Raw genomic sequence first — 25,150 nt, forward strand, 5'->3', positions numbered from 1 at the left:
AAGGAGACAGACATGACCATCTTGGTGGATGGCGAACTCGTTCTTTACGGGTTCGTCGGGGATGACTTTTGGGGTGATGGCTTCACCGCATCGCAGGTCATCGACGCGCTGGCGATGCTGGGGCGGGATGCGGACATCACTGTGCGCATCAATTCGGGCGGCGGTTACACCGATGACGGCATTGCGATCTACAACGCCCTGAAGGCACATCGCGGAGATGTCGCCGTGGTGGTCGATGCCATTGCCGCATCGTCAGCCTCGGTCATTGCCATGGCGGGTGACACCATCACCATGCGGGCCGGTGCCCTAATGATGATCCATGACCCGGCGAAGTTCACATGGGGCAACGCGGGCGACCACGAAAAGTCCACCGAACAGCTGAACAAACTGGCTGACCTGATGGCCGACATCTACGCCGAACAGACCGGCGAAGATGCCGAAACCATCCGCGAAGACATGAAGGCGGAACTGTGGCTGTCCGGCGCGGAAGCGGTGGAACGCGGGTTCGCGACCGACACCGAAGGGGGCCGCGCCAAGGCTGTCGCCGCCTTCGATTACCGGGTTTATTCCCATGCCCCCAAGAAACTCGTGGCCATGGCGAAGAAGGAAAAGTGGTCCTTCGAAGCTGCGACCCGAAACGCGGCGTCCGCCGCGCCTCCCCCGGACCATGAAAAGGAGACACCGACCATGGCACCCAAACCCGAAGCGGCGGACAAGGCACCCGCCAATCCGGCCACCGGTCAGCCGACCGGCGGCGCTGATGTTTCCAGCGCTGCAGATGTGAAGGCACGCATCAAAGCCATCACCGAAGACGATGCGGCCAAGGGGCATGAAGCCCTTGCGAAGCATCTGGCCTTCGACACCGACATGCCCGCCGATGACGCCATAGCGGCGCTGAAGGCGGCAGCAACCGACGGCGCTAGCCAAGCGAAGACCGACGGTGCACCGAACCCCGCCAAGTATCAGGCCAGCCGCAGTGCTGCCGCTGACCTTGCGCAGCCCGCGCCGGGCACTTCGGCCAAGACGAAGGCCACCATCAACACCGGAGGCATCTATGCCGCCCGCCGTGCCGGAAAGGAGGCATAAGCCATGGAAAATGCAACCATGCAGACCCGCAATCTGGCGTTCCTGCTGTCTGAAGCCGCAGGTCGCCGTTCGCGCAGCATCGTCACCATCGCCAATGGCGCAGGCAAGCTGGCCGCTGGCACTGTTCTGGGCAAGGTAACCGCCACCGGCGAATACGTTCCCGCGCCCGATGCCGAAGTGGTCGGCAAAGAAGGTGCTGAAACCGCCGTGGCCATTCTGGCCTATGGCGTCGATGCGATCGGCCAAGCGGTGGAAGTCACCGCCATCGACCGCGATGCCGAAGCCAAGCTGCCGATGCTGTCCTTCGACGCCTCGGTGGATGACCAGACCAAAACCGGTGCGAAGGTGACGCAGCTGAACGCTGTCGGCATCCGCGTGCGCTAAGGAGACCGCGACCATGTGGGAAACTGAATTTTCTGTGCTGGCCCTGACGGCAGCAATCAACAATCAACCGTTCGTGCCGGGTCAGCTTGGCGCGACCGGCATCTTCGATGAAGATGGCGTGGCCGTAACCACCATCAAAATCGAAGAAAACAACGGCACGCTGGCGCTGATCGAACCGACCCCGCGCGGTGGCCCCGGTCAGACCATCGGTGACGATGACCGCCGCGTCATTCCGTTTGAAATCGACCACTACGAAATCAATGATGCCGTGCTGGCCGATGAAACCCAAGGGGTGCGGATGTTCGGCAGTGATGACCAGTTGGAAACAGTCCAGAACCGGGTTGATTCCAAGCTGTCCACCCACGCGCGGGCACATGACGCCACGCTGGAACACCAGCGCGTCGGGGCCATCAAGGGTGTGATCCTGTCCGGCAAAGGCAAGGTGCTGCACAACCTTTATGACCGCTTCGGCCTTGCTGTGCCTGCGCCGATTGCGCTTGGTATCAACGCGCAGGTGGACGACATCGCCACCAAGATCAAGGGCGATGTGGTCTATGCCATCGAAGACGAACTGGACGCGCCCTATGATCACATCCACGCGATGTGTGGTCGCGATTTCCACGATTATCTATGGGACCAGAAGGAAGTGCGCGAAACCTTCCTTGCCGACAACATGGGCTATCAGCTGCGCGACGGTGCGCCGGACGTGTTCACGGTCGGCAAGGTCACCTTCGAGCGCTACCGCACCGGAAAGAAAGCGACCGCCGCAAATGGTGGCGCAGCCTTCATTGCAGCGGATGAAGCGCGGGTGTTCCCGGTCGGTGTCGCGGATCTGTTCATCACGCGCTTCGCCCCGGCGGACCTCGAAGAAACGGTGAACACCATCGGCCTGCCGCGCTACGCGCACCAGTATGCGATGCCGAATGGCAAGGGTCGCCATCTGGACAGTCAGATGAATGCGATTTCGCTCTGCACCCGTCCCGGTGTTCTGAAAAAGCTGACCATCGCCTGAACCCTTTCGAACAGGACAGTGAAGCAAGGCCCGGCAGGAAACTGCCGGGCCTTTGGCTGCATCCCCAAGCGCCCGCGCGGCGCTTCGGAATTCAGCCTGTGAAGGAGACAATCATGGCGCAGTCGAAGAAGAAGTGGGTGGCCTTCAAGAGCAATGCCACCGTGCCTGGCGATGTGATGGGTGAAGACAATGACCAGAAGATGCAGGTCGGTGAACCCGTCCAGCTGCCGGAATCCTATGCCAATCATGTGGTGCAGGATGGCTTTGCCGCTTTCTGCGATGCCCCGAAGAAGACGGCCCCGAAGAAATCGGGTGGTGGGCAATCTGCCGAGGAAAAGGCGGCAGCAGAGGCCGCGCAGAAGCTGGCCGCAGCGCAACAGGCGGTGTCCGACGCAGACCTGCATCTGAAGTCTGTGGCAGGCACTGCTGATGAGGGAGAGGCGCGCGAAGCGTTGGCGGCAGCTGAAGCTGAACTGGACGCGCTGCAGTCCGCATCCTGATGGATAGCAGCCTACGCGAAGACCTGATGGCTGAAGTGGACGATGTGTGGTCGGAGACCATCCGCCATCTTCCACTGGCCGATGGCCGGAAAGACCCGGAGCGCGATGCGGTGGAATTCACCGCCGTGCTGCGGACGGGTGACCGCGATGCGGAGCGGATGAACTTCGGTCGCGGGAATAACGCCCGCGCCGGTGTGACGGCTGACGGTGGCAATCTGCGCATCGACCGTGCGGTGCATGCTGCGCTGGTAGTCCGCAAGGGTGACAAGGTGGTGGCGCTGGATCGTGATGGCCAGCCGGTGTTCGAAGTGCTGTCGGTCGATGATCGGTCGCACCTTCGACTGATTTGCGAACTTGGGGATGCGAACTGATGTCGCTGACGATGATGGCACTGCGGATTGCGGCGGTTCAGGCGCTGAAGGCTGGCGGCACGCTGGTCGGTGACAACGTGCTGGACAGTCAGATTTCCGCCATCGACCAGACGGCGGATGGTCAGCTGCGCAGCGACCAGCAGCGACCCTTCATCGCGGTCTATACCGATGCGGCCAAGGCACAAGATTTGGGCCGGACCGGCCTGCGGTCGAATGGCCGGGTGGACATCATGTTCAATTGCGGCGTGTCGGTCACGATGGCCGAAACGAACAAGGAAACCGGAGAGACGCAAATCGTGGACCTGTTCCCGGCGACCGACGCCAATCTGGAAGCGGTTCTGGATGCGCTGGATGTCCAAATCAGCCGCGTTCTGACCGACCCGGACAACGCGTGGGCGCAGGTCTTTGGGGATTTCGTGCAAGCCTATGTGGCGAAGGAACACGTGCGGTCCAGCAGTTCGGCGGAAAATGTGCGCCTTGCGGCGGGCCAGACGAAGCTGACGGTCGATGTCTTTGCTGATCCACGTCATGGCCAGCCCTTGGCTGAAGGTGGCCCTTGGCCACGCTTCATGGCGCTGATGGCGGAACATGGCGTGCCGCAGCTGGCGCTGTTCCAGCAGCTGGTGGGTGACCCCGCGTCGGGGGCCTATGAGGAATTCGAACGGCTGATCGGCATGACCACGCGCGATGCGCAGTCGCTGCGCCTCTACACTTTCGAGGGCGTGCCCCGTGATGTGGTGGTGACCGATGCAGCCACTCAAGCGGTGCCGGCCTGATGGCGGGCCTGCCTGAAATCATTGATGACCTGCGCCGCCGTGTCAGTGAGTTGGAAAGGCGCATCCGGTCGCAATCCCGCACCGGGGTAGTCGAAGAAGTAGACGCGGCGAACGGTCTGGCGCGGGTGCGATTGCTAGATGGTGATGCGCCATTCGTGACCGGATGGATACCGTGGGAAGAACCTGCAGCGGGTGCGAACAAGACCCACAACCCGCCATCGGTCGGTCAGCAGGTCAAGCTGTATTCGGAATCCGGTGATCTGCATGATGCAAGTATTCAGGGAAGCCTGAATTCAGATGCGAACGGTCGGCCTTCCGGGGCCGGTGATGAATATGTTTTGGCGTCGGTGGGTGCCGCCAGTGTGACGATAAGTGGTGGGGGGGCTTCCATGGTTCTCAAGGTTGGCGGCAGTACCGTGACCCTGACGGATGGTGGAATTGTTCTGAACTCGCCGCGCATCGACCTAAACTGATGCCTGCGGTCACCAGAAAGGGCGATAGCTGCACGGGGCACGGTTGCTGGCCCCCTCGCGGAAGTACGCAAGGCAGCAGCGATGTCTTTGCGAATGCCATTGCCGTTCATCGGCAGGGCGATGCGTGGGCAGCCCATACTTGCCCGGCAATACCAGAAACCCACGCTGGTGCGCTGGCCAGCGGGTCGGGAACGGTTTTCGTGAACGGGCGTCAAATCGGGCGCATCGGTGATCCGGTGGACTGCGGGTCAAGTGTCGCCAGCGGGTCTGGCGATGTGTTTGCGGGCGGATAGCCCAAATCCAAGGAGAGACAAATGGACAATTCGAAACCCGCCCCGGCGGACTATGAAGTGACGCAAGCTCGCGAAATCGGTGGTGTGCACCGCGCTGTTGGCGAAACCGTCACCCTGACGCCGCTGCAGGCGAAGTATTACCTGCCGCCCTACGGCACGGGCCTGAAGGCTGTTGCCGCGATGGGTGCGGCAAAGTCGAAAACGGATGCGGAAAAGCCCGCGACCAAGGGCGACAAGGCTGAAGGCTGACCGTCATGGACCTGAACCACGATACCGGGGGCGCGGTCGAGGGGTGGGACCATGTGGTGCAAAGCATTCAGACCATCCTTGCCACGCGGCTCAATGCCCGCGTCTTCCGGCGTGAATTCGGGTCAGAAGTCCCGGCGCTGGTCGATGCGCCGATGAATGAAGCCAATGTTCTGGCGCTGTATGTGGCCGTGGCCGAGGCGCTGGAACGGTGGGAACCCCGTTTCGAACTAACTGATGTTTCCGTGGAAGGTGCGGAAACCGGGGCCATCACCATGACCTTGATCGGGAACCACCGCCCGAACGCCCATAAGGGCGACCTGACAACGGTTGTCGATGACATTCAGACCATCCGCGTCATGCGCGACCGGGTGGAAAATTGGAGCCTTGCCGCATGAGCCGATTTGCCGCGCTGGACCTGACCACACTGCCGGACCCGACCGCGATTGGCGTGCTGGACTTCGACGCCATTCTGGAAGCGCGACTGGTCGAACTGGAAGCGCAGTTGGCGGGAGTCTTCGATGCGCCGAAGGTGGCCGAAGTCATGGCGCTGGCCCGCAACATCGCGGCCAGCCCGATACGCTACCTAAGTGAAGCTGCGGCGGCGCGGGAACTGTATCTGGAAAACCGCATTAATGAAGCGGTGCGGTCGGTGTTCCTGTCCACGGCGCGTGGCGATGACCTTGACCAGATCGGGGCTAATCGTGGCGTGCTGCGCAAGGTGCTGGATGACAGCGACCCGGACAACCCGGTCATGGAGAGCGATGAAGCGTTTCGCGCACGCATCCAGTTGGTCATCGAAGCGTGGTCGCCGCATGGCACCGAAGGGTCATATGTCTATTGGGCGCTGGATGCCGATGACCGCGTAGTGGACGTGGCAGTTTATGGGCCAAACCACGGGTTAGACCCGGCCATTCCGCCCGCCGAACCAAAGATGGTCATTCTGTCCAGCGAAGGCGATGGCACAGCGGATGCGGCGCTTCTGGATGCGGTGTTCCAGCACTGCACAACCGACAAGCGCCGCCCTGTGGCCGACAAGCTGACGGTGGTGTCCGCGCAGCCGGTGCCCTACGCCATCGAAGCGGTTCTGCATGTCACCACTCCGGAAACTGCATCAGCGGTTCAGGCGGCGGCGCAGGCGGCGGCGGAGGCGTTCGTGAATGGCCGTATCCGCATTGGTCGCAAACTTTATCGCACGTCCATCGCTGCCGCGCTGAATGTGCAGGGCGTGGTCGATGTCGAACTGGTGTCGCCTGCCGCTGATTTGGACATCGGGCCGTTCGATGCGCCCCACTGCACCGGCATCACCTTGACCCTGCAGTCCATCACCGGGGGCTGGCGCGATGTTTGATGTGAAAGACACCCTTCTGCCGCCCACGGCCACGCCGCTGGCCAAGGCGCTGGACATCTTGGAAGAACGGCTGTTTGCCCTGCCGGTCCAGATGGTTTCGAAAGATCCGATCACGGTCGAAGTTGGATGGTTGGACCATCTGGCGTGGGAAAATTCGGTCGATACTTGGGATTCGGACTGGCCTGAGGACATCAAACGTAGCGTCATCGCAGTCAGTGCCGAGGTGCACCGGTTCAAGGGTACACCCTACGCCATCCGCATGGCACTTGCCGCCTTCGATGTGGACACCGAACTGCTGGAATGGTTCGAGCCCGAAGGTGTGGCAGATGGCCTCGAGGCGGGCAGCTTCAGGGTAACGGCTTATGCGGGCCGGTCGCTCTATGGGCCGAATGAAAACACCATCGACAACCGGATGGTTTACGCGATGAACGCGGTGTTGCAGCGGGTCGCGCCGGTGTCGCGCAAGCTGATTTTCCGGCTTGGCGAGCGCTTCCGCTCTGACGCCTATCTGCGCACCGGCGTTCGCCCGGCGCGGCTGCATCAGGCGGACATCGACCCCGGCCCGCGACCTGCGATGGTAGAGGGTGGACCGATGCTACGCACAGGTCTGCGCACCCGGCGGGTGTTCAGCGAAACCCATGAACCACAACCGCGACCGGCCACTGCGCCGGTGGCGGCTTTTGTGCGGCTGGCGGCGCGGGTTCTGACCGTCAGTCAGGAATTTCATGATGTTCAAAGGAGGGCAGCGGGCTAATGCCGACAACACTTCTGACCGATATTGCGGAGGCGAAAATCACAGCCGCCGCCGGGTCGGGAACAGCGGTCGCCATCACGCATATCGCGCTTGGTGACGGTAACGGGGCAAACTACGCCCCAAGCTATTCCCAGACCGCCCTGCGGCGCGAAAAGGCGCGGCAGGCCATTCAGACCCGTCACATCGTCGGCACCAATGCGTGGCGCGTGAAGGCGGAATTCGACCCGGAAACGCCCGCCTTTGCGGTGCGGGAAATGGGGTTCTTCGATGCCGATGGCGACCTGATTGCCGTTTGGGCTGGCAATGATGTGGTGGCCCGGCAGACCGGGGCAATCACCTATCTAGTGGACCACGTGCTGAGTTTCACGCGGGTCGAGGATGGTCTGGTCATCGTAAACGCGCCGGATGACGTGGTGTTTGATGTGGCTGCATCGACCGCCGCAGCGCTGGCAAATCTTCAACTTGAGCAGTTGCGGCAGGCCGATGTGCTGCGCCGCCTGACCGGCAGCTACTAAGGAGGGCCAGATGGCTACCAGCACGGAACAAATCAACGCCTTGATTGCGGGCTACACGGATCTGAAAGCCTACTTCGAGGGTGCGCGTGATGACCTAAACACGGCAAAGAATAACCTTCCTGCGCTTTTGCGTCAGGTGGTCTATGTCGATGAGGCGAATGGCCTTCCCGGCAATAGCGGCAGTTCAGCGGAGCCGTTCGCCACGATTGATGATGCGATTTCGGCTTTCAAGGATGGGCAGGCGGTCGAAATTCGCCTCCTGACCAATGCGACTTTCGGCAAGCGCCACTGGCGCTATGGGATGCAAATCCGCTTGGCCGGTTATGACTTGGGCGCAGGCACATTTGTGAACCGGTCTGTTACGTTGGCTGGCGCGGCGGTAAATCAAGTCACCTCGGTGCCCGGTATCAATATGTCAGGCTCCGGTATGGTGTCTTTCCTGAACGTGGACTTGTCATTGTCGCAAGCCGTTCTGGATGGCCAGCATTTCGTGTCCAGTGGTTTTCTTGCTATGTCTTTCGATGGGTGCGCCATCGACGGCGGCGCTGCGGGCGATAGTGCGCTCTTGCATCAATATGCCGGTGCATTCGCTCTGGGTATTCGTTCCACCACTTTTTCCAACATGGATGGCCGTTGGGTATACGGTTTTGCCGCCGGAGCCCCGCTTACCGCTGACGCCTGCGGCGGGATCATTGATCCAGCCATCACGAATTAAGGAGGGCTTGATATGCTTACACTGAAGCACAATGGAAAGACCTTTGCCAACTGGTCTGCGGACGAACTGCGAAATGCCGGTGTGCCATCAGAGGTTATCGTGTCTGCAAAGCAGGGTGTGCGCCGCCGTGCAGTCAGTGCGGAATGCCGCCGCCGCATCTACGCTGCCGCATCAGCCGAAGCGCAAATGAATATGGCGACCGCTGCTGCAATCACTTCTGCGAAGGCAGAAGTTGACCGCACCGATGATGACAAAACGGTACTGGATGGCGTGCATCTGGCCCTTGCTTGGGTTGCTGATATGCGCGCGGCGTTTGAGGCTTTGGCTGCAGATCCCGATGCGGATTTCATGAGCGACGCGGCTTGGCCTGCGCTGCCACCCGAAATTCCGCCTCTTATCGACCGGTTCTAAGGTCGAGCGCAGCAACGCTGCTGTCACAATTCAAATCCCTTCCCGGCGGATGCCGGGGTGTGCCCGGCTGAAGAGTGCCGGGTTTTCTTTTGTCAAAGGAGACGAAGATGAGCTTTCTTAGCTTCCACCACGGCACCCGCCTGCAGGAGTCCAATGAAACCCCGGTGCTGGTGCAGATCGCGCAAACCGCCGTTGTCGGCCTGCTGGGCACCGCGCCGGATGCGGACGCGGCCAAATTCCCGCTGAACACCCCGGTGCTGCTGACGGGGAATCCCGCTACGGCAGCCGACCTTGGGGATGCAGGCACCTTGAAGGATGCGGTGGATGACGTGTTTGACCAGATCGGCGCATACACCATTGTCATCCGTGTCGATGAGGGGGTGGACCCCGCAGCCACCATGTCCAATCTGGTGGGCGATGCCACGCAACTGACGGGTGTTCATGCGCTGAAGAAAGCCGAGGCGCAGCTGGGCATCAAGCCCCGCCTGATCGCCATTCCGGGCTTCACCAGCGGCGACGGTGTAACCGCGAACCCCGTGGTGGCCGAATTGGTTGGTGTGCTGGATCAGCTGAAGGCCGTGGCCTTTGTGGATGGTCCGGACACTACCGACGCGGATGCCATTGCTTATCGCGACCTGATCGGGTCTCAGCGCGTCTATGTCGTGGACCCCAAGGTGCTGGTCTGGGATACCGCCACCAGCGCCTATGTGGCCCGCCCGGCTTCGGCGCGCTTCGCCGGTGTGCAGGCCCGCGTCGATACCAATCTGGGCTTCTGGCACTCGTTGTCGAACAAGAACATCAACGGCATCGGTGGAGCGTCCCGCACCGTGACCTACGGGCTGCAGGCGAACTACCTGAATGAAAACCACGTGGGCACCATCATCAACATGGGGTCCGGGTTCATCACGTGGGGCAACCGCGCCGCTACCACCGATGACCTGTGGGTGTTCCTGTCGGTGCGCCGGACGGCGGACTTCATCAATGAAGCCATCGAAAAGGCCTATCTGGAATTCGTGGACAAGCCGTTTTCGGCGGCAAACCTGAAGTTCATGCTGGAAAGCGGCAACGCTGCCATGCGGACCTTCAAGGCGTCCGGGGCCATTCTGGGCGGTCGCGTCTGGATTGACGAAACCCTGAACGAACCGACCGAAATGGCGGCAGGCAAGATCACGCTGTCCATGGAATTCGAACCGCCCGCGCCGATGGAAGACATCCGGTTCATCGCCCACCGCAACATCCAGTATTATCTGGAACTGACCAAGGAAGCGCTGAAGGCGGCGGCATAAGCCCACCCGCCCCGAAGACCGAATAGCCCGAATGCACCGAAGGGCGCGTTCGGGCTGCAACATCGCGCTGACAAGGAGTAACAGCCATGAAATCCACCCCCGCTTTCATCCTGCGGAACTGCGCCCTGTGGGCCAATGAAGACGTGAAGGTCGGTCAGTTTTCCGAAGTGTCGATTTCGATGCCGAAGGAAAAGACCGAAAGTTTCCGCAACGGCGGCATGATTAAGGAACGCAAGGCCAGCATGGGCTATGAACATGATGACCTTGAATTCACCCTGACCGCCTTCGACCCTGCCACCCTGAAGCTGATGACCGGCAAGCCCGGCACCGAACATGCTTTCATGGTCACCGGTGCCCATGTCGATGAAGACGGTGTGACGCACAGCGCCGTCTACTACGTGCGCGGTCGCCTCGTCGCGGGCGATGCCGGGAACTGGAAGCCCGGCGACAAGGCCGAACTGAAATTCACCGTGGTGCAGAACTATGCCAAGCTGGAAATCGACGGGTCCGAAATCTACGAGATTGACGATTTCGATTTCTCGGTGGGCGGCGTCAGCCAGACCGGCGACATCCGCGCTGCGCTGCTGCTGTAAGGGGGGCACCATGGATTATCCAATTGAAGTGACCCTTCAGCGCCCCGTCACCATGGACGGCAAAACCATCGGCAAGCTGGTGTTCGATGAACCCGACCTTGGCACCAGCATCGCGGTCGAAGAGGCGAAGTCGCCTGCAGAACAGACCGCTATCTTGCTGGCAGGCATGGCGGGCGTGGACCGCGCGGTGATGCTGAAGGTCAAAGAAAGCGACTTCCGCGAAATCGGCAAGCGCGTTCTGGAACCCTATCAGGCCCAAGTGGCCGCGCAGCAGGGATCTGATGCGGGAAACGGGAAACCGGCAAAGTAGCGAAAGACCTGCGCTTTGCCGCGGGGTTTGTCGCACGGGCGTTGGCGACCCCGCTTCCACAGGTGCTGTCCATGAAGGTCAGTGAATTCCACATCTGGCAGGATACGGCTCGTGATGTGTGGGAGGCGACCCGCCTGAAGTTCGAATAGCGTCAGTCGTCAGACAATGGGCGCTGGAAGGCGTTCAGCTGGTCGCGCTTCATCGGGCGGGCTGGCCCGTTCTGGTACGTCATGGCGCGATAGGTCACCACCAGCAGCGCTGCGAAGGCCAGTGCGCCCCAAATCCCGCCAGCAAACATTCCGACAAGTATTGTCGCCGCGATAGCGGCGGCAATCATCCAGATGGCAAAGATCATCGCAAAAAATTCCATAGCCTAAATATAGGCATTTCATCCTAAAATTGCAATGTGAGTGGGTGAACCATGGCGACCAAGCGCATCGAAACGCAGCTGACCATCAAGGCGGTGGATCAGTATTCCGGCATGCTGCGCAACATGCGGACGGTCACGGGGCGTTTCGCAGATGGTGTGCGCACCGAAATGAGTCGCCTTCAGGGGTTGCGCGGCCCGCTTCGGCTGATTGAAGATTTCCGCAAACAGCAGCAGGTTGTCAGCCAATCCGGTGAAGCCTTGGGGCGTGCGCGGGAACGTGTTCGCCAGCTACAGCATGCCATCACCACCACTCGCAATCCGACCGCGCAGATGCGCCGTGAATTTGAGCGGGCACGTGCTACCGCTGACCGACTTGAGCAGCAGCACCAGAAGAACCGCCGAGCGCTGTCCGGCCTGCAGGGGCAGCTGCGCCAAGCGGGTGTGAACACTGGCGATCTTGCCGGGGAACAGCGGCGGCTGGCCGGAGCGCTAGATGGCGCGACCACGGCCTTCGGTCGCCAGATGGAGCGCATGCGCCGCCTTGAAACGATGCAGACCCGTATTGCGGAGGCGCGGGAACGCATGGACCGGTCGCTGGCCACGGCGGCAAACCTTTCGTTTGTCGGCAATGCCTCGATGATGACCGGTCGCCGCATTATGACGGCGCTGTCCGGCCCTGTTCAGCAGGCCATCGAATTTGAAAGCGCGATGTCCGATGTCCGCAAGGTGGTGGATTTCGACACGCCGGAATCCTTCGCGCAGATGTCCGATGACATTCTGGATCTGTCCACCCGCATTCCAATGGCGGCGGACGGTCTGGCGCAAATCGTGGCGGCTGGTGGCCAGTCGGGCATCGCCCGCGAAGAACTGACGCGCTTTGCTGAAATGGCGGCGAAGATCGGCGTGGCATTCGATATTTCTGCGGATCTTGCGGGCACATCCATGGCCAGCATCAAGACCGCCATGGGGTTGACGCTGGATGAAACAGGCTCCCTGTTCGATGCGATGAACCATCTTTCGAACAATTCAGCCGCTCGTGCTGACCAAACGCTGGACTTTATGAACCGCGCGGGTGCATCCGGCGCGACGTTCGGCTTCAGCAATACTGAAACGCTTGCCGTAGGCGCTGCAATGATCGCGGCAGGGGCTGGTGCGGATACCGCCGCCACATCCTTCCGCAACATGGGGCGGGCGCTAACGCGCGGCTCAAGTGCAACCAAGCGGCAGTCTGAAGCGATGCAGGCCCTTGGCCTTGATGCCGAGCAGGTCGCCCGTGACATGCAGCGTGATGCAGTCGGCACGACCGCTGACGTGCTTCAGCGCCTTCGCGAATTGCCGGAGCATATGCAGGCATCGGTGATGTCTGACCTATTTGGCGATGAAGCGCGTGAACTGACCAAACTGATTAACAACGCGGAACTGTTGCCGCAGCTTCTGTCTCTGGTCTCTAAAGAGCGCCAGTATCAGGGCAGCGCTGAAGCTGAATATGCGGCCCGCGCGGAAACCACGGCGAACAATCTTCAGCTGATGCGGAACCAGATGGCCCGCCTTGGCATGAGTATCGGGGAAGTTGTTCTGCCGCCGCTGAATGACCTTCTGGAAATGTCGCAGGGCGTCATCGACCGGATGGTGGCGTGGACTAAGGAACACCCGAAGCTGACCAAGTGGCTGGTCATCGGTGGCGCGGCCCTTGGTGCGATGGCGATTGCTGGCGGGGCGCTTCTGACGGCTGCGGCGGGTCTTATTGGCACACTAGCGGTGCTGCGGTTTGGGCTTGTCGGGCTTGGGGCGCGTGCGGCCTTTGCTGCGGGTGACCTGATGGGTGTTGGCGGCGCGTTTCGTGGTCTAATGCGCCTGCCACGATTTGCATTGTCTACGCTACTGACTCCGGTGCGCTGGACCGCAAGGCTTGTGACAAAGCTGCCTTGGGCGCGATTGGCCGGGCGATTGGCGCTTTCATCGCTGGTGACGCCGTTGCGGTGGACTGCAGCGCTGTTGCCAAACTTCGCGCCCGCGCTGGCGCGGTTTACGGGTTTCCGCCGCAATGCTTCAGGCGAAATCACCCGGCTGTCCACTCATGTCGGGCGGCAGTCCGCCGCTATGCAGCGCAGCCTTTCGCGTATACGGTGGGGTGCGTTTTCCGCCGGGGCGATGACCTATCTTGCTATGCGCAATACTCCAGACGATCCGGAAAACCTTGCCGCGTTTCAGGAAAACAATGTTCAGTCTATGGACCGGCTTTTCCGCAACACGCCCGGAATTAGCCATCTGATTGAAGGCTATGAGCGCACGTTTGAGTGGGTGCATGGAAAGCCGCCGCCGGTCGAACCAGCGCTGCTGCCGAATGACCCCGGCGTCAGGGCTGCGGCAGATACTGTCTATCAGTATGCCGGTGATGAAAGTCTGCCGAACCCTGAACGTATCGCGCACTTACGCGAAGAGGTGGCTGCGTATCGGGCGGAAGTCGAAGCCGCACAGGCGGCGCTAGATGCCACCCCGGAATTCGGCAATGGCGTCACCAATCCGCTTCGCGTGCAGGCTCAGGGTGAACTGGATGCTGCTGAAGCAGGTCTCCGGCGTGCCGAAGATCGGTTGAAAAGCACTGAAGCTGCGTCGGCGCAGCTAACTGAGGCGCTGCAGGTTCTGAACGGAACTGAAGTGGCCCCGGAAATCAACACGGAGTCCATCGACCGTGCGATGGCCAAAGTGCAGCAGCTTGCTGCAGGTATTCGCGCTTTGCCTTCGTCGGGTGCCGGTGGTGCGCCCACGCCCAAGCCCGCCGGTGCCCGTGCTGGTGGTGGACCTGTTCGGATGGGTCTGCCCTATCTGGTGAACGAAAACACCCCACGTTCGGAGTGGTTCGTTCCAAGCCGGTCGGGTGGCGTTCTGAACGTTGGTCAGGCGCAGGCGGCTTTCCGGTCGCATCTGTCTGGCATCGCCGCGCGTCCAGTCGGTCGCAATCCCGAACTGGCGCGGCTGCATCGTGGGGCGCAGGGGCTTCGCGCTGCCAGCCTTGCGGTGCTGACCAGTTCGGCGCTTGCGGCACCGGCTGCAGCAGATCCAGTACAGGCTGCAAAGCCCGGTTCGGGTGCGGTGACGGTGCAGATCGAAAACTTCACTATGCATGTGCCGTCTGGCGTGTCCGACCCTGACGCCATTGCGGACCTTGTGTCTGACCGTATCGGGCAGCGTGTTGCTGCCACGATGTCGGCCAGTTTTTCCGACTAAGGGGATGACATGGCTGGACCTGTGACCATGGCCTTGGGGCCATTCATGTTTCGTGCCCACGGCTTCGGTTACACCGGAGTCGGGCGCAAGCTGGACACCACGTGGGCTGAAATCGAAACTGCGGGGCGGCTGAACGCCCTGCAGTGGACCGGACCCCGCACCGAAGTGGTGACTATCAATGGCGTGCTATTCCCGCAGGAATTTGGCGGGGCTGGCACATTGGAAGGTGTGCGGTTGGCTGCGAAATCCGGGGTGCCGCTGATGTTGGTTTCCTTGGGTGGCAAGGTCTTCGGCAGTCACGCCATCCAGAAGGTCGATGAAGACCGCGCGTTCCATGACCGCTACGGCACGCCGGGCCGCAATGCCTTCACCATCGAAGTGAAGCGCATCGGGGCCGGGTTCAGCCTGCTGTCACTGCTGGGGATTTTCTGATGGCCAGTGTTTACGTGACCGCCGCCGGGGATGCGTTGGACCTGATTTGCCTGCGCGAATACGGGGCGCAGGCGGGTGCGGTCGAACGGGTACTCGAGGCGAACCCGCACATCAAAACCGTTGCCCACCGATTGCCGGTGGGCGCTGAAATCACCCTGCCCGATATGGTGGTGCAGGATAGGGCTGGCCAGCCATTGAGGTTGTGGGACTGATGACGCATCCGCGCATTCTGGTGACTGTCGATGGCGTGCCCGTGTCAGGCGCGTTCTTTGATCGGCTTGTCAGCCTTACCATCACCGACCGCGAAGGCCTCCGGTCTGATACGCTGGATCTGGTTTTCAATGACGCAGCCCCGCATTTTCAGTCGCCCCGGCGTGGGGCGGTTGTCACCGTCACCATCCTGAACGGCATCAGCGGCGGGTTTGTCGGGGCCTACATCATCGACCGGGTGGAATTCGCGTGCCTGCCCCACACCATCACGGTCAGGGGGCATTCCACTGACCTGCGGTCGGAAATGAAGGCGAACAAGACCAAGCATTGGGACAATGCGTCGGTGAAGGACATCGTGGAAGAAAAGGCCGGCGACTATGGTCTGCAATCCAAGATTTCCGATGCGGTGTCGGGCCATGTCTATGAATGGATCGGGCAGCAGGACGAATCCGACCTGAACTTTCTGGAACGTCTGGCGCAGCGCCACGGGGCGCTGTTCACCATCAAGAACGGCACGCTTCTTTGGCTGGAACGCGGCACCGGAAAGACGGCAGACGGTACGGCCATTCCGCCATCGCTGGTATTCGTGCCATCCATCATCGAAGGGTCGTGCCGGGTGTCGGAAACCGATGTAGACCGGTTTGCGAAGGTCAAAGCCTATTGGCAGGACCGCAAGGGCGCGAAGCGGCAGGAAGTCATCGTGGATGCCGACCCTGAAGCAAGCGGTGAACACGTCCTGCGCGACCCGTACAGTTCAAAGGAAGAGGCAACCGCTGCCGCCAAGGCCGCTGCCCGCGAAATGATGCGGGGCCTGATTGAAACCGGGTGTTCGATCGTCGGTCGCCCGGCGCTGATGGCGGGCCAGCCTGTCATCTATGCGGGGGTGCGCCCGCTGGTCGATGGCCGTGAATTCATCCTTGACCGGGTGACGCACACCTTCACGAAATCCGGCGGTCTGCGCACCGCTTTCACAGGCAAATTGAAGGCTGAATAACAGTCAAGGGGGCAGGCTTGCTGGGCAAAAGTCTTGAGTATTGGGCCGTGGTCATCGGCATGGTTTTCTATGTCATGAGTCGCGATGCGGAGCGGGAACCGCTGGCGCGGCGGGCGGTGAAGACCGTCGCGTCTGCATTCCTGTCCTATGGGTTATCGCCCACGCTGGCCCCGCTGGCGCGGGGGTCCGAAGTTCTTGCGGCGCTGGCCATCATGGCCTTTGCCTTGGTGCTTCTGGATACCATCACCGCGCTGTTCGCGGATCGTGAATTCGTGAAGGACATGGTGCGGCGGCGTGTTGGCGGGGGGTCGAAGGATGATTAACACCCGTGCGGCCCTGCGCCAAAACCTTGCGATGATTGTGCTGCTGCTGGCGGTGACATTCATCAGCGGATTTTCCGCCGCATGGGATGCCCTGTCGGGCAAGCGGTGGTTTCGCGACATCACGATGCAGACCCCGTTCTATGCGGTGACCGCTGAAGCCGAACCGGTTGATGGCGGGTTGGCCGTGCGCGGCACGATGGTCAAGCGCCGGTGCGAATTTCAGGGCCTTCGGGCCTATGTGTTTCGCGCCAGTGGTTTGCGCGTGCCTGTCGCGCTGGATGTTTCGACGGAAACGGATGTCTGGGGCGGTGGATCGCGGCCCCCTTCCGAAATGGCGGAAGTGTGGGGGCCATGGGTCATTTCCGCGCCGCTATATGGCCGCGCCGCCGGATGGGAAATATTCGCTTTTCACCTGTGCCCTGACGGGCGGCTTCAGGTGAACCTGTTTGCGGCTGGCCCGTGGCTGCCCGCGAACTGACCTGACTTTCACAATCGAAGGAGGCGGCAATGGCTGCTGATGCTGTTCAGGCGTCCCTGAACGGGCGCTTTACCTATCGTGCGGACAAAGGCGAAAGCTGGCGCATCATGGGCGGTGACGGGCCTGTGGCGGGCGACTGCGAAGACTATTCGCTGACGCTGGTCTGGCTCTATGAGGGCCGGTCGATGTGGCGTTTCTGGTGGGCGCTGGTCACCTTCAAATACGTGCTTTGGCATTGCCTTTCGCCGGGTGGTGCGGGGCATGCCGTGGTCTGGTGCCGTGGTCGCGGCTGGACTGATAACATCCAGCGCCAGCTGGTGTCGCGCGGCGACCTGAAGGCCAAGGGCTATCGGCTGCGCTTTCCCTACCTGTTCCCGCTGGTCGCGCTGAAGTTCCTGCTGCGGCCATTGCTGCAGCGCATCTGACGCGCGGCATTTCCCTGAAAATCGAAACTGAAGCGAGGTGTGACATGCAAGTGTCGGACATCCAGATGCTGCTGGCCGATGTCGGTTGGTACACGGGCGCAATCGACGGTGATGCCGGGCCGAAAACGTGGGCGGCGGTGTCGCGTGCAGAACAGCTGCAGGGCACGAATTACCGCGATGCGCCGTCACGCTGGTCGAAGCGCCGTCGCCTGATTGGTGCCGGTCAGGCCGCGCTGACTGCTCTTGGCCATGAACCCGGCGTCATCGACGGGCGCACCGGGCACAATACCGCTGAAGCCCTGACCGCGTGGCGCAGCGCCAAGGCGGGCGTGTCTGCTGCGGTGGAGCGGTCGCCGGTCGCCGGATCGAGTAGCCATCCGAAGCAAGACACTTTCCCGCGCCAGCGCGACATGGCCGATTTCTATGGTGAAGCCGGTGGGCCGCAGTGCACGGCGGGCAAGGTGGACCTTGCCTATCCAATGGTGATCGCGTGGAACAAGCGCCAGACCATCCAGCGGTTTTCCTGCCACGAAAAGCTGGCGCAGCCGCTGACCGACATCTTCCGCCATGCCCTGCAGCACTACGGGCAGGCTGACATCGAACGGCTGCAGCTGAACGTCTTTGGTGGGTGTTTCAACTTCCGCAAGAAACGTGGCGGCAGCACGCTGTCCACCCACGCCTATGGCGCGGCGGTGGACCTGAACCCGGAACAGAATCAGCTTCGCTGGGGTGCTGACCGGGCACAGTTCGCCCGGCGGGAATATGAACCCTTCTGGAACATCGTGATGGCCCATGGCGGCACCCCTGCGGGCTACGCATGGGGCAAAGACTGGATGCACTTCCAATTCGCGAGGCTTTGACATGCTGAAGTTCTTCGGTCGGTTCATCATCGGCGGTCGGTCAGGCAAGCGGGAACAGGCGTGGGCCGTGTTCCTTCTGTGGTGCTTTGCGTTCGCGTGGATGGCGGCAAAGGAAGCCGCTGGCGTGGCCATGGATGGCACGCAATCCATCCTGTCGCTGGCCTTTCCCATGGTCATCGCGAACCTTGCGCTGGCCCACGGCATGGAATGGGTCAGCACCCAAACCGCATGGGGTGACGGGCAATGATGGCGGTGGTTCTGCGATATGGCTGGCGGTTTCTGACCGGCCGCATCGGTCTGGCGGTCGTGGTCTGCGCCCTTCTGTGGGGCTGGCATGTCTATGACAAGCGCCAAGCGGTCAGCGCAGCCCGCGACGGGTTTGTGCGCGAATTCGAACTGACCGCCGTTCAGACCGAACTGGATGCGATGCGCCGCAGGATGGCTGCGGCGGATGAAGCGAACCAAGCCCTGCGGGAAAAGGTGCAGGCGGCTGAAGGCGAAGCCCTGCGCTTTGCCGCCGAACTGGAGGCATATGAACGTGACACGCAAGTCAATCCTGAAGGTGTTGTGGATTCCGGTCTTCTTGAGCGCCTGCGGGCAAACTGACATCGCCCGCATTCAGGCCGTTGGCGAAGCTGTCGGGGAAGCGCGTGCGGAACAGGTTCTGCCGGACCTGCCGGAAGATTGCCGTCGCCTGTCCTATAGCGGCGTGCGTGCAGGTGACCGGCTGGATGTGGCGGTGCTAAAGGTTGATGCGGCGCTGGCTCGTCAGAATGCCCGAACCGCGCGCTGTGCTGACTGGTATGACCAGCTACGGGCCGGTCTTTAGCGGTCTGTCCAGCAGTGCAAGACTTCAGAAAATTGAGCCAATCAACTGTGGCCACATGCCGCCCTGAAAGTCACGCACTGCTTCATTGAAGTTCCCGCCAGCGTTGCCAACCCCTTGTAAGCTATTATGAAACGAAATAGCCATGCCTTCGACTTCGCCCCTCTCCAAACGGTTCGATGTCGCAATGAGTTGCTCGAGCGCCTTGCGATATTCTGTTTGCGCTTCGGCAATGCTATCGGTTGGTGCTCTTAGTCCGGAGAGCGCTCCAATGGTCTTCCGAGACCTTTCCCTAAGTTCAGACAGTTCTGCATCTAGATCCAGGCTGACCTTGGGGTTCAATAATTGTTGCTGAAGGATCAAGCTGTCATCCAGCAGTGTTTGTTGCGCCTGTTGCACTGCGGCGTAGTCAGTGGATAGGTTTCCACTGATGTCCTGTCCTTCAAGATAGGAATACCAAAGTATCGTAGCGAGGAAGCCCACTACGGTGATTACCCAACGCAACCATATGATGGTCCGCACAATCCAATTCGACCGCACCTTGTCCCATACAGAGGCCATGGTGTGTAGCCATGTGGTGTTGTTCTCGTCAGCAGTCATAGAAATCAAGGCTGTATAACAGCCGTTCCTGTTGGGGTTGTCGCGTTTCGTTCCAAGCCGTTCTGTAGAGCCTCTAGGTATTCATTATAGTTCGAATATCCAGATGTTGCGAAAAAATCGACAAGAGCGTGCGCACTGGCGGTCATCAGCGCAGGGTCAACCATCTGCTGTGCAGAGTTCTCCAAGATGACATCGGCGTTTGCGATAAGGTTTCCGGCGTCCGTAAGCGCGACCCCGCTGGCCGCGACAATCATCAGTAGCTTGACGGCAAAGGTTGCTATCCCGCTAGATTCAAGTGAAGCGCGACCGTCAGGACTGTTGATCGTCGCATGAAGTCTCGGTGCCTTCTCAACATTTTTGTCGTATAGAGCGCGACCCGGTTCTAGGGCCACTCCAGTTTCCAAAAAGTGCTGGATTGCTACATGTAGATCGATCATTTGACCCAGTACCATTGAGTCAAAGTCGTCGGTGTTGGCGATTACCCCTGCGACGTACTCACTGTCACGCTGATAATCACCATAGTAGAGGCGAAGCAATTGGTCTTCGGCATGGCCGTCTACTTCTTCGACAATGCTGGTACTTCGGGCACTGGCGACCACGGAAGCGGGTAGCTTCAGCATGGGAACTTTTTTGACACCGATAAGTGGTCGGGCCAGAAACTCCATTCCATGGTACTGGTCGATCCCCGCAACTTTTTGGCGGTCGGCCTCACGTGGACCGGCCTCTGCAATCAACGCATGCTCCGTTATGCGCTGAGAGGGCACCACAATGAGAGACTTTTCCGGTATCGACCAGAGGATTTTTTGCGCGGAGTTCCGAAGCTTTGTTCTAGCGCCTTGCGCTCCCGCTTCTGCCTCAAGCCCGACTCGGTAGAAATCCAAATCCATTATAGGGCGAGGTCTGTTCTCGTCCGCCAGCGGTCTTTTTGCCCACTTTCGCATCTGGCGCGCGCGTTCAAGCATGGGGCCAATATCATCTGCTTCCGGAACCCCCTTGCCATTGTCAATGCTCAAGAATGGAACGTCTGCGGGTAGGACGCTATGCTCTAATACCGTGTTATGGAAGACATATCTGGCTCCGGGATGGACCAAGAACACCTTCATATCGTCGCTTAGAATTCTCGTTGAAAGATCAATTTTAAGGGTCGGCATAGTAAACTTGCTTCCGTAATTCGTGTTGGTCCGACTTTTCGTCTTCGGGCCTTAAAAGCGACTAGCACCACTAGGCGTTGAGTTATCTACAAGTGTTATCAACAGTTACTTAATGGAAGGCAAGGGAAGTAGATGTTTTCGAGCATTCGGTAAGGTGTGTCCTTCCCGCAGCTGCTGTTCGATGTAGTCACGTGGAGCCACCGCGAAGCCCTGAAGGGCCTCTAGGCATTCACGATACGTTCCGCGATATTTCCGGCTTGGTCTAATCGAATAGCTGTGCGAAATCAGCGGCATTCCATCTCTGATTGCATCCGTGTACACTGGTTCGATTCCGGTGCTCGCCTCCAATATTTTTCAAACACTTAGCAGGATTTTGGCTGAAATGCTGGTGCTTAGATGAGTTATCTAGGCGAAATCTCTTAACATTCTCCTTTTGTTCGGCTAGCTCTAATCCCATGTGAACCAATGAAAATCTGGGGAAAGGTACACGTACATTTTGCTTAGACCACCTCAGTGTTGCGACAAAGCATGGAGATAACAATTGCCTGTACCAGTTTCAGTCGATGCCCAAATTAGACGCTTGGAAAAGCATGTACGCGAATTGCAGAACTTGAGAACAGAAGTCGGCGAAGAAGTTAGCGTTCTTGTCGCGGAAATTTGTAACGCCAGCATGCTGCTTTTGGACAAAGCGATGAACGCCATCTGGGCTGCAAAGGCACAGCCATCGAACGGCAAGAAGAAACCTCATGTGTATTTTCCAGTTTGCGAAAGCGAACGGAAGTTCTTTGACCGCTTGCGTCAGTATCAAATGCCCAGCTTGAAAGAAACCGATGGAGAACTCTTCGCGCTGCTGGAGGCCGTGCAACCGTACCGTGGCACAACCTGGCTGCCCCAAGCCCACAAGATAGCCGTGTTGCGACATGAGTATTTTCCGGAGATCTCGACCACGCAAACGTCTGGGCTAGGGATTGGGAAAGGCCAAAACCTCTACATAGAGAGTATGACCATAGGTGGTTCCGGGAACATCAATTTCAAGGGCGAAGCAACCAACCGGAAAACAGGTGCTGCCGAACCGCTCCGGGTCGACTTCATACTAGAAGTTAAGTCCATGATTGAGGCCGTGGGTGCAGAACCAGTTCCGTTTTGCAAGACTGTTGTCTCAGCGGTCAGAAAATTGGCGAAAGACATTTATCGAGTCATCTGAGAGCTGAGCTTGATTTCAACCTTGAAAGTTATCTTGTGGAAGGCCCGGAATGAACTTCGTTCAGCGTCTAAACAATCACGGTTTGTTCGCCGATTTTGGCGGCAAAATCTAAGCAAAAACCTGTGCAAATCCAACCACCTCTGGAGTTTTGCAAATCCGTGTACACCGGTTCGATTCCGGTACTCGCCTCCAACACTTTCAATAACTTATGTATTCTTTCGCTTCCTCAGTACCACTGACGGTATCGGGTTCTTGTTGTGGTCCGGCTTCGTTCACCTGCGTTTGTCTGTGGCCTGTCTCGCTTTCATGATTTGCTGCGGGTCACCCGCGCCATCGCGTGGCAGTCCACCGCAGATCCTTCGGCGCGCGCGAAAATATGACATGAGGGATGCAGCATCGTGGGCAAGCGGTCATTTGCCCTATCCAGCGAGGCTTTCAGGGATGCCGTGCAAGGCAATGTTAGTGTTCTGATGTACTTAGAGCGCCTCACCGTCGCAGGCACCCCATCTGAAATCCACCCAACCTGATGGGCGCCGTCTGCAATTTGACTGGCGCTCAACAGCGTGGTGCGTGTCGAGCGCAAATGCGACCCCGCCGTGATAAGCGGCAAGCCGACAAACACACAGAGGCGGCATCAGAGGCCGCGTAGATACTCCATGACCGCCGGTCGCACGGTCTGATCCCCGCGATGGCGCGCGTCAGAGATGATATTGCGCAGCTCAGCCAAATCGACCCGCAACAACAGCGACTTTACCGGGCCGATCGAGGCCGGGCGCATCGACAGGGTGCGGATGCCCATGGCCGCCAGACAGACCGCCTCGATCGGGCGGCCCGCATCCTCGCCGCAGAAACTCAGCGGCGTACCGGAGATATCGCAACGCTCCACGATGCGTTCAATGAAGCTCAGGAAACTCACATTGAGCGAGTCATAGCGCTTGCGCACCCGCTCGTTCTCGCGGTCGGCAGCAAAGAAGAACTGCTTCAGGTCATTGCCGCCGATCGACAGAAAATCCACTTCCTCGAAGAAACGAAGCGGTGCGAATCCCAAAGACGGTGTTTCCAACATCGCCCCGACTTCCAGACTTGATGGCAGCACATGCCCAAGCCGTTTCTCGCGCTCAATGGTCTTGTCGACCTCCTGACGTGCCTGGCGGTATTCTTCGAACTGCGCCACGAAGGGGAACATCACGGTGAGCGGACCGCCGTTGGCTGCCCGGATCAGGGCCTGCAACTGCATGCGCATGACGCCGGGTTTGTCCAACCCGACGCGGATTGCGCGCCAACCAAGCGCCGGATTGGGTTCGTCCTGCGGCTTCATGTAGGGCAAGACCTTGTCTGACCCGATGTCCAGCGTACGGAACACCACCCGCTTGCCACGCGCCGCCTCCATCACGCGCTGGTAGAGCACCACCAGCTCTGACCGTTTCGGCATCTGGTTGCGCACCAGAAACTGCAACTCGGTCCGGAACAGCCCCACGCCCTCCGCACCAGAGTTTTCCAACGATGGCAGGTCGGCCATGAGACCCGCATTCATCAGCAGATTAACCGTTTGCCCATCTTTGGTTACGGCAGGTTTCTCACGTATGGACGTGTAGCGTTCCTGCGCCTGCGCCTGCATCGCGATCTTGTCGCGGAACGCGCTGACCACCGGATCATCGGGGCGCAGATGCACCGCGCCGTGATCGCCATCGACCAGAACATGATCGCCGTTCAGCCCTTCGGTGGTGATCCGGCCCACCCGCACCACCAGCGGAATCGCCAGCGCCCGCGCCACGATCGCCGCATGCGAACCGACGGAGCCCTCCTCCAGGATGACCCCCTTCAGCTTGCGGCCGTACTCCAGCAATTCAGCCGGGCCGATGTTGCGGGCCACCAGAATGGGGTTCTCCGGCAGCTCGGCCCCGGTGTCCTTGCCCTGCCCGGTCAGGATGCGCAGCAGCCGGTTTGACAGGTCATCAAGGTCGCTCAGCCGTTCGCGCAGATAGGCGTCTTGCACCTGTGCCATGCGACCGCGCGCCAGAGATTGCTCTTTCTCAACCGCCGCTTCGGCACTCAGACCGCGCGCGATGTCCTCTTCCATGCGCCGCATCCAGCCCTTGGAATTGGCGAACATGCGATAGGTTTCAAGCACCTGGGCCTGTTCCTTATTCCCCCCCGAGACCTGCAGCATCTTGTCGACGCCAACGCGCAGCTCGTCCACCGCCTCTTGCAGGCGCTCAAACTCGCGGTGGGGATCATCAGCAAAGGGATTGGTCACCACCACGCGCGGCTCATGCAGCCAGATATGGCCCTCCGCAGCGCCCTCCTGGCCGGTAATCCCCTTCAGCAGCACCGAGTGCTGGTGCAGCGGCGACATGGCGGAGCCTTCGCCCACGAAGGCGCCCAGCTCGGTCATCTCTGCGATCACCATGGCGACCACTTCCAGCGCATAGACCGCATCGGCAGAGTAGTCGCGGGTCTCCTTGGACTGCACCACCAGCACGCCCATCATCTCGCCCAACCGCTGGATCGGGATGCCAAGGAAGGAAGAGAACCGCTCTTCGCCAGTCTCCGGCATGTAGCGAAAGCCCCGCGCACTGGGCGCGTCGGGTGTGTTGATAACCTTGCCGGTACGGGCAACACGACCCACCAGCCCCTCGCCTACGCGCATGCGGGTCTGGTGCACGGATTCGCGGTTCAACCCTTCGGTGGCACATAGCTCCAGCGTTTCTTCGTCGCGAAACAGATAGATGGAGCACACTTCGGTGCCCATGCTGTCGGCAATCAGCTGGGTGATCTTGTCGAGGCGCGCCTGCCCGGCGTCATCTCCCGCCATGGCCTCGCGCAGACGAACCAGAAGCTTCCTGCTCTCGGATTCCGTGTTCTCAACCATGTTCGCCCTTTCTCGGGTTTTCCTTAGACCACCGCGATGCCTGACAGATGTTTGGCTGGGCCCGGCGCTCGGAATAACAGATGACGCTCATGCGCATCAAC

General features: G+C 60.1%; 34 protein-coding genes. 30 read left to right on the top strand and 4 right to left on the bottom strand.

Annotated elements, in window-relative coordinates:
- Positions 1-12 precede the first annotated feature (12 nt).
- The 18 genes from R1T40_RS08545 (at position 13) to R1T40_RS08630 (ending at position 11,076) form a co-directional block, all read left to right on the top strand.
- A complete protein-coding gene (locus R1T40_RS08545; RefSeq protein ID WP_317386604.1) occupies positions 13-1,086 on the top strand; it encodes a head maturation protease, ClpP-related in 1,074 nt (357 codons plus the stop codon).
- 3 nt (positions 1,087-1,089) lie between these two features.
- Complete coding sequence (locus R1T40_RS08550; protein ID WP_317386605.1) at positions 1,090-1,470, top strand: head decoration protein; 381 nt, start codon at positions 1,090-1,092, stop codon at positions 1,468-1,470.
- Positions 1,471-1,483: 13 nt separating this feature from the next.
- On the top strand, positions 1,484-2,482 hold the full coding sequence (locus tag R1T40_RS08555; RefSeq protein WP_317386606.1) for a major capsid protein: 999 nt from the start codon (positions 1,484-1,486) through the stop codon (positions 2,480-2,482).
- A gap of 113 nt (positions 2,483-2,595) precedes the next feature.
- Complete coding sequence (locus R1T40_RS08560; RefSeq protein ID WP_317386607.1) at positions 2,596-2,982, top strand: hypothetical protein; 387 nt, start codon at positions 2,596-2,598, stop codon at positions 2,980-2,982.
- Entirely contained in the window at positions 2,982-3,353 is a 372-nt protein-coding gene (locus R1T40_RS08565; protein WP_317386608.1) for a hypothetical protein, read from the top strand. The genes R1T40_RS08560 and R1T40_RS08565 overlap by 1 nt, the downstream gene beginning before the upstream one ends.
- Positions 3,353-4,129 carry a hypothetical protein gene (locus R1T40_RS08570; protein WP_317386609.1) on the top strand — a complete coding sequence of 259 codons (777 nt, stop codon included), beginning with the start codon at positions 3,353-3,355 and terminating at the stop codon, positions 4,127-4,129. The genes R1T40_RS08565 and R1T40_RS08570 overlap by 1 nt, the downstream gene beginning before the upstream one ends.
- Complete coding sequence (locus R1T40_RS08575; RefSeq protein ID WP_317386610.1) at positions 4,129-4,602, top strand: phage baseplate assembly protein V; 474 nt, start codon at positions 4,129-4,131, stop codon at positions 4,600-4,602. Before R1T40_RS08570 ends, R1T40_RS08575 begins: the two co-directional genes overlap by 1 nt.
- A complete protein-coding gene (locus tag R1T40_RS08580) occupies positions 4,602-4,895 on the top strand; it encodes a PAAR domain-containing protein (protein ID WP_317386611.1) in 294 nt (97 codons plus the stop codon). Before R1T40_RS08575 ends, R1T40_RS08580 begins: the two co-directional genes overlap by 1 nt.
- Positions 4,896-4,916: 21 nt before the next feature.
- Positions 4,917-5,144 carry a hypothetical protein gene (locus tag R1T40_RS08585; protein WP_317386612.1) on the top strand — a complete coding sequence of 76 codons (228 nt, stop codon included), beginning with the start codon at positions 4,917-4,919 and terminating at the stop codon, positions 5,142-5,144.
- Between the two features lie 5 nt (positions 5,145-5,149).
- Positions 5,150-5,539 carry a GPW/gp25 family protein gene (locus R1T40_RS08590; protein WP_317386613.1) on the top strand — a complete coding sequence of 130 codons (390 nt, stop codon included), beginning with the start codon at positions 5,150-5,152 and terminating at the stop codon, positions 5,537-5,539.
- Positions 5,536-6,492, top strand: coding sequence for a baseplate assembly protein (locus R1T40_RS08595; RefSeq protein ID WP_317386614.1), 957 nt, complete (start codon positions 5,536-5,538; stop codon positions 6,490-6,492). Before R1T40_RS08590 ends, R1T40_RS08595 begins: the two co-directional genes overlap by 4 nt.
- Positions 6,485-7,246: a phage tail protein I gene (locus tag R1T40_RS08600; protein ID WP_317386615.1), complete on the top strand. Its 762-nt coding sequence runs from the start codon at positions 6,485-6,487 to the stop codon at positions 7,244-7,246. The genes R1T40_RS08595 and R1T40_RS08600 overlap by 8 nt, the downstream gene beginning before the upstream one ends.
- Positions 7,246-7,761 (top strand): phage tail-collar fiber domain-containing protein, encoded by a 516-nt coding sequence (locus R1T40_RS08605; RefSeq protein ID WP_317386616.1) that lies wholly within the window; start codon positions 7,246-7,248, stop codon positions 7,759-7,761. The genes R1T40_RS08600 and R1T40_RS08605 overlap by 1 nt, the downstream gene beginning before the upstream one ends.
- Before the next feature lie 10 nt (positions 7,762-7,771).
- Positions 7,772-8,476: a hypothetical protein gene (locus R1T40_RS08610; protein ID WP_317386617.1), complete on the top strand. Its 705-nt coding sequence runs from the start codon at positions 7,772-7,774 to the stop codon at positions 8,474-8,476.
- Positions 8,477-8,488: 12 nt separating this feature from the next.
- Complete coding sequence (locus R1T40_RS08615) at positions 8,489-8,887, top strand: hypothetical protein (protein ID WP_317386618.1); 399 nt, start codon at positions 8,489-8,491, stop codon at positions 8,885-8,887.
- Between the two features lie 107 nt (positions 8,888-8,994).
- A complete protein-coding gene (locus R1T40_RS08620; protein WP_317386619.1) occupies positions 8,995-10,173 on the top strand; it encodes a phage tail sheath subtilisin-like domain-containing protein in 1,179 nt (392 codons plus the stop codon).
- Between the two features lie 86 nt (positions 10,174-10,259).
- Positions 10,260-10,766 (top strand): phage major tail tube protein, encoded by a 507-nt coding sequence (locus R1T40_RS08625; protein WP_317386620.1) that lies wholly within the window; start codon positions 10,260-10,262, stop codon positions 10,764-10,766.
- A 10-nt stretch (positions 10,767-10,776) separates the two neighbouring features.
- On the top strand, positions 10,777-11,076 hold the full coding sequence (locus R1T40_RS08630; RefSeq protein WP_317386621.1) for a phage tail assembly protein: 300 nt from the start codon (positions 10,777-10,779) through the stop codon (positions 11,074-11,076).
- A 151-nt stretch (positions 11,077-11,227) separates the two neighbouring features.
- On the opposite strand, the gene R1T40_RS08635 is transcribed toward R1T40_RS08630, so the two are convergent.
- Positions 11,228-11,431, bottom strand: coding sequence for a hypothetical protein (locus R1T40_RS08635; RefSeq protein WP_317386622.1), 204 nt, complete (start codon positions 11,429-11,431; stop codon positions 11,228-11,230).
- A gap of 66 nt (positions 11,432-11,497) precedes the next feature.
- Between R1T40_RS08635 and R1T40_RS08640 the strand changes: the two genes are divergently transcribed.
- From R1T40_RS08640 to R1T40_RS08690, 11 genes are read left to right on the top strand one after another with little or no spacing between them, the layout of a single operon-like run.
- Positions 11,498-14,674, top strand: coding sequence for a phage tail tape measure protein (locus R1T40_RS08640; RefSeq protein ID WP_317386623.1), 3,177 nt, complete (start codon positions 11,498-11,500; stop codon positions 14,672-14,674).
- Positions 14,675-14,683: 9 nt separating this feature from the next.
- Complete coding sequence (locus tag R1T40_RS08645; RefSeq protein ID WP_054462408.1) at positions 14,684-15,106, top strand: phage tail protein; 423 nt, start codon at positions 14,684-14,686, stop codon at positions 15,104-15,106.
- Positions 15,106-15,318, top strand: coding sequence for a tail protein X (locus R1T40_RS08650; RefSeq protein ID WP_317386624.1), 213 nt, complete (start codon positions 15,106-15,108; stop codon positions 15,316-15,318). Before R1T40_RS08645 ends, R1T40_RS08650 begins: the two co-directional genes overlap by 1 nt.
- Positions 15,318-16,310 carry a phage late control D family protein gene (locus tag R1T40_RS08655; protein WP_317386625.1) on the top strand — a complete coding sequence of 331 codons (993 nt, stop codon included), beginning with the start codon at positions 15,318-15,320 and terminating at the stop codon, positions 16,308-16,310. Before R1T40_RS08650 ends, R1T40_RS08655 begins: the two co-directional genes overlap by 1 nt.
- Positions 16,311-16,327: 17 nt before the next feature.
- Entirely contained in the window at positions 16,328-16,633 is a 306-nt protein-coding gene (locus tag R1T40_RS08660) for a hypothetical protein (protein ID WP_317386626.1), read from the top strand.
- Positions 16,626-17,111, top strand: coding sequence for a hypothetical protein (locus R1T40_RS08665; RefSeq protein ID WP_317386627.1), 486 nt, complete (start codon positions 16,626-16,628; stop codon positions 17,109-17,111). The genes R1T40_RS08660 and R1T40_RS08665 overlap by 8 nt, the downstream gene beginning before the upstream one ends.
- 29 nt (positions 17,112-17,140) lie before the next feature.
- Complete coding sequence (locus R1T40_RS08670) at positions 17,141-17,536, top strand: hypothetical protein (protein ID WP_317386628.1); 396 nt, start codon at positions 17,141-17,143, stop codon at positions 17,534-17,536.
- A 44-nt stretch (positions 17,537-17,580) separates the two neighbouring features.
- On the top strand, positions 17,581-18,396 hold the full coding sequence (locus tag R1T40_RS08675) for a peptidoglycan-binding protein (RefSeq protein ID WP_317386629.1): 816 nt from the start codon (positions 17,581-17,583) through the stop codon (positions 18,394-18,396).
- A gap of 1 nt (position 18,397) precedes the next feature.
- On the top strand, positions 18,398-18,643 hold the full coding sequence (locus R1T40_RS08680; protein WP_317386630.1) for a hypothetical protein: 246 nt from the start codon (positions 18,398-18,400) through the stop codon (positions 18,641-18,643).
- Positions 18,640-19,002: a hypothetical protein gene (locus tag R1T40_RS08685; RefSeq protein ID WP_317386631.1), complete on the top strand. Its 363-nt coding sequence runs from the start codon at positions 18,640-18,642 to the stop codon at positions 19,000-19,002. The genes R1T40_RS08680 and R1T40_RS08685 overlap by 4 nt, the downstream gene beginning before the upstream one ends.
- Positions 18,980-19,225: a hypothetical protein gene (locus R1T40_RS08690; RefSeq protein WP_317386632.1), complete on the top strand. Its 246-nt coding sequence runs from the start codon at positions 18,980-18,982 to the stop codon at positions 19,223-19,225. Before R1T40_RS08685 ends, R1T40_RS08690 begins: the two co-directional genes overlap by 23 nt.
- A gap of 24 nt (positions 19,226-19,249) precedes the next feature.
- On the opposite strand, the gene R1T40_RS08695 is transcribed toward R1T40_RS08690, so the two are convergent.
- On the bottom strand, positions 19,250-19,822 hold the full coding sequence (locus tag R1T40_RS08695) for a hypothetical protein (protein ID WP_317386633.1): 573 nt from the start codon (positions 19,820-19,822) through the stop codon (positions 19,250-19,252).
- Positions 19,823-19,827: 5 nt separating this feature from the next.
- Positions 19,828-20,973, bottom strand: a complete 1,146-nt coding sequence (locus tag R1T40_RS08700; protein ID WP_317386634.1) for a hypothetical protein — start codon at positions 20,971-20,973, stop codon at positions 19,828-19,830.
- A gap of 541 nt (positions 20,974-21,514) precedes the next feature.
- Between R1T40_RS08700 and R1T40_RS08705 the strand changes: the two genes are divergently transcribed.
- Positions 21,515-22,177, top strand: a complete 663-nt coding sequence (locus R1T40_RS08705) for a hypothetical protein (RefSeq protein ID WP_317386635.1) — start codon at positions 21,515-21,517, stop codon at positions 22,175-22,177.
- A gap of 634 nt (positions 22,178-22,811) precedes the next feature.
- On the opposite strand, the gene ptsP is transcribed toward R1T40_RS08705, so the two are convergent.
- On the bottom strand, positions 22,812-25,049 hold the full coding sequence (gene ptsP / locus R1T40_RS08710) for a phosphoenolpyruvate--protein phosphotransferase (protein WP_106162899.1): 2,238 nt from the start codon (positions 25,047-25,049) through the stop codon (positions 22,812-22,814).
- Positions 25,050-25,150: the final 101 nt, after the last annotated feature.

It is taken from the genome of Tritonibacter scottomollicae (assembly GCF_032924845.1).
Classification (GTDB): Bacteria; Pseudomonadota; Alphaproteobacteria; order Rhodobacterales; family Rhodobacteraceae; genus Epibacterium; species Epibacterium scottomollicae.

Coding starts and splice junctions, on each gene's coding strand:
- R1T40_RS08545 (WP_317386604.1), top strand. CDS start 13: ATGACCATCTTGGTGGATGGCGAACTCGTTCTTTACGGGTTCGTCGGG.
- R1T40_RS08550 (WP_317386605.1), top strand. CDS start 1,090: ATGGAAAATGCAACCATGCAGACCCGCAATCTGGCGTTCCTGCTGTCT.
- R1T40_RS08555 (WP_317386606.1), top strand. CDS start 1,484: ATGTGGGAAACTGAATTTTCTGTGCTGGCCCTGACGGCAGCAATCAAC.
- R1T40_RS08560 (WP_317386607.1), top strand. CDS start 2,596: ATGGCGCAGTCGAAGAAGAAGTGGGTGGCCTTCAAGAGCAATGCCACC.
- R1T40_RS08565 (WP_317386608.1), top strand. CDS start 2,982: ATGGATAGCAGCCTACGCGAAGACCTGATGGCTGAAGTGGACGATGTG.
- R1T40_RS08570 (WP_317386609.1), top strand. CDS start 3,353: ATGTCGCTGACGATGATGGCACTGCGGATTGCGGCGGTTCAGGCGCTG.
- R1T40_RS08575 (WP_317386610.1), top strand. CDS start 4,129: ATGGCGGGCCTGCCTGAAATCATTGATGACCTGCGCCGCCGTGTCAGT.
- R1T40_RS08580 (WP_317386611.1), top strand. CDS start 4,602: ATGCCTGCGGTCACCAGAAAGGGCGATAGCTGCACGGGGCACGGTTGC.
- R1T40_RS08585 (WP_317386612.1), top strand. CDS start 4,917: ATGGACAATTCGAAACCCGCCCCGGCGGACTATGAAGTGACGCAAGCT.
- R1T40_RS08590 (WP_317386613.1), top strand. CDS start 5,150: ATGGACCTGAACCACGATACCGGGGGCGCGGTCGAGGGGTGGGACCAT.
- R1T40_RS08595 (WP_317386614.1), top strand. CDS start 5,536: ATGAGCCGATTTGCCGCGCTGGACCTGACCACACTGCCGGACCCGACC.
- R1T40_RS08600 (WP_317386615.1), top strand. CDS start 6,485: ATGTTTGATGTGAAAGACACCCTTCTGCCGCCCACGGCCACGCCGCTG.
- R1T40_RS08605 (WP_317386616.1), top strand. CDS start 7,246: ATGCCGACAACACTTCTGACCGATATTGCGGAGGCGAAAATCACAGCC.
- R1T40_RS08610 (WP_317386617.1), top strand. CDS start 7,772: ATGGCTACCAGCACGGAACAAATCAACGCCTTGATTGCGGGCTACACG.
- R1T40_RS08615 (WP_317386618.1), top strand. CDS start 8,489: ATGCTTACACTGAAGCACAATGGAAAGACCTTTGCCAACTGGTCTGCG.
- R1T40_RS08620 (WP_317386619.1), top strand. CDS start 8,995: ATGAGCTTTCTTAGCTTCCACCACGGCACCCGCCTGCAGGAGTCCAAT.
- R1T40_RS08625 (WP_317386620.1), top strand. CDS start 10,260: ATGAAATCCACCCCCGCTTTCATCCTGCGGAACTGCGCCCTGTGGGCC.
- R1T40_RS08630 (WP_317386621.1), top strand. CDS start 10,777: ATGGATTATCCAATTGAAGTGACCCTTCAGCGCCCCGTCACCATGGAC.
- R1T40_RS08635 (WP_317386622.1), bottom strand. CDS start 11,431: ATGATCTTTGCCATCTGGATGATTGCCGCCGCTATCGCGGCGACAATA.
- R1T40_RS08640 (WP_317386623.1), top strand. CDS start 11,498: ATGGCGACCAAGCGCATCGAAACGCAGCTGACCATCAAGGCGGTGGAT.
- R1T40_RS08645 (WP_054462408.1), top strand. CDS start 14,684: ATGGCTGGACCTGTGACCATGGCCTTGGGGCCATTCATGTTTCGTGCC.
- R1T40_RS08650 (WP_317386624.1), top strand. CDS start 15,106: ATGGCCAGTGTTTACGTGACCGCCGCCGGGGATGCGTTGGACCTGATT.
- R1T40_RS08655 (WP_317386625.1), top strand. CDS start 15,318: ATGACGCATCCGCGCATTCTGGTGACTGTCGATGGCGTGCCCGTGTCA.
- R1T40_RS08665 (WP_317386627.1), top strand. CDS start 16,626: ATGATTAACACCCGTGCGGCCCTGCGCCAAAACCTTGCGATGATTGTG.
- R1T40_RS08670 (WP_317386628.1), top strand. CDS start 17,141: ATGGCTGCTGATGCTGTTCAGGCGTCCCTGAACGGGCGCTTTACCTAT.
- R1T40_RS08675 (WP_317386629.1), top strand. CDS start 17,581: ATGCAAGTGTCGGACATCCAGATGCTGCTGGCCGATGTCGGTTGGTAC.
- R1T40_RS08680 (WP_317386630.1), top strand. CDS start 18,398: ATGCTGAAGTTCTTCGGTCGGTTCATCATCGGCGGTCGGTCAGGCAAG.
- R1T40_RS08685 (WP_317386631.1), top strand. CDS start 18,640: ATGATGGCGGTGGTTCTGCGATATGGCTGGCGGTTTCTGACCGGCCGC.
- R1T40_RS08695 (WP_317386633.1), bottom strand. CDS start 19,822: ATGACTGCTGACGAGAACAACACCACATGGCTACACACCATGGCCTCT.
- R1T40_RS08700 (WP_317386634.1), bottom strand. CDS start 20,973: ATGCCGACCCTTAAAATTGATCTTTCAACGAGAATTCTAAGCGACGAT.
- ptsP (WP_106162899.1), bottom strand. CDS start 25,049: ATGGTTGAGAACACGGAATCCGAGAGCAGGAAGCTTCTGGTTCGTCTG.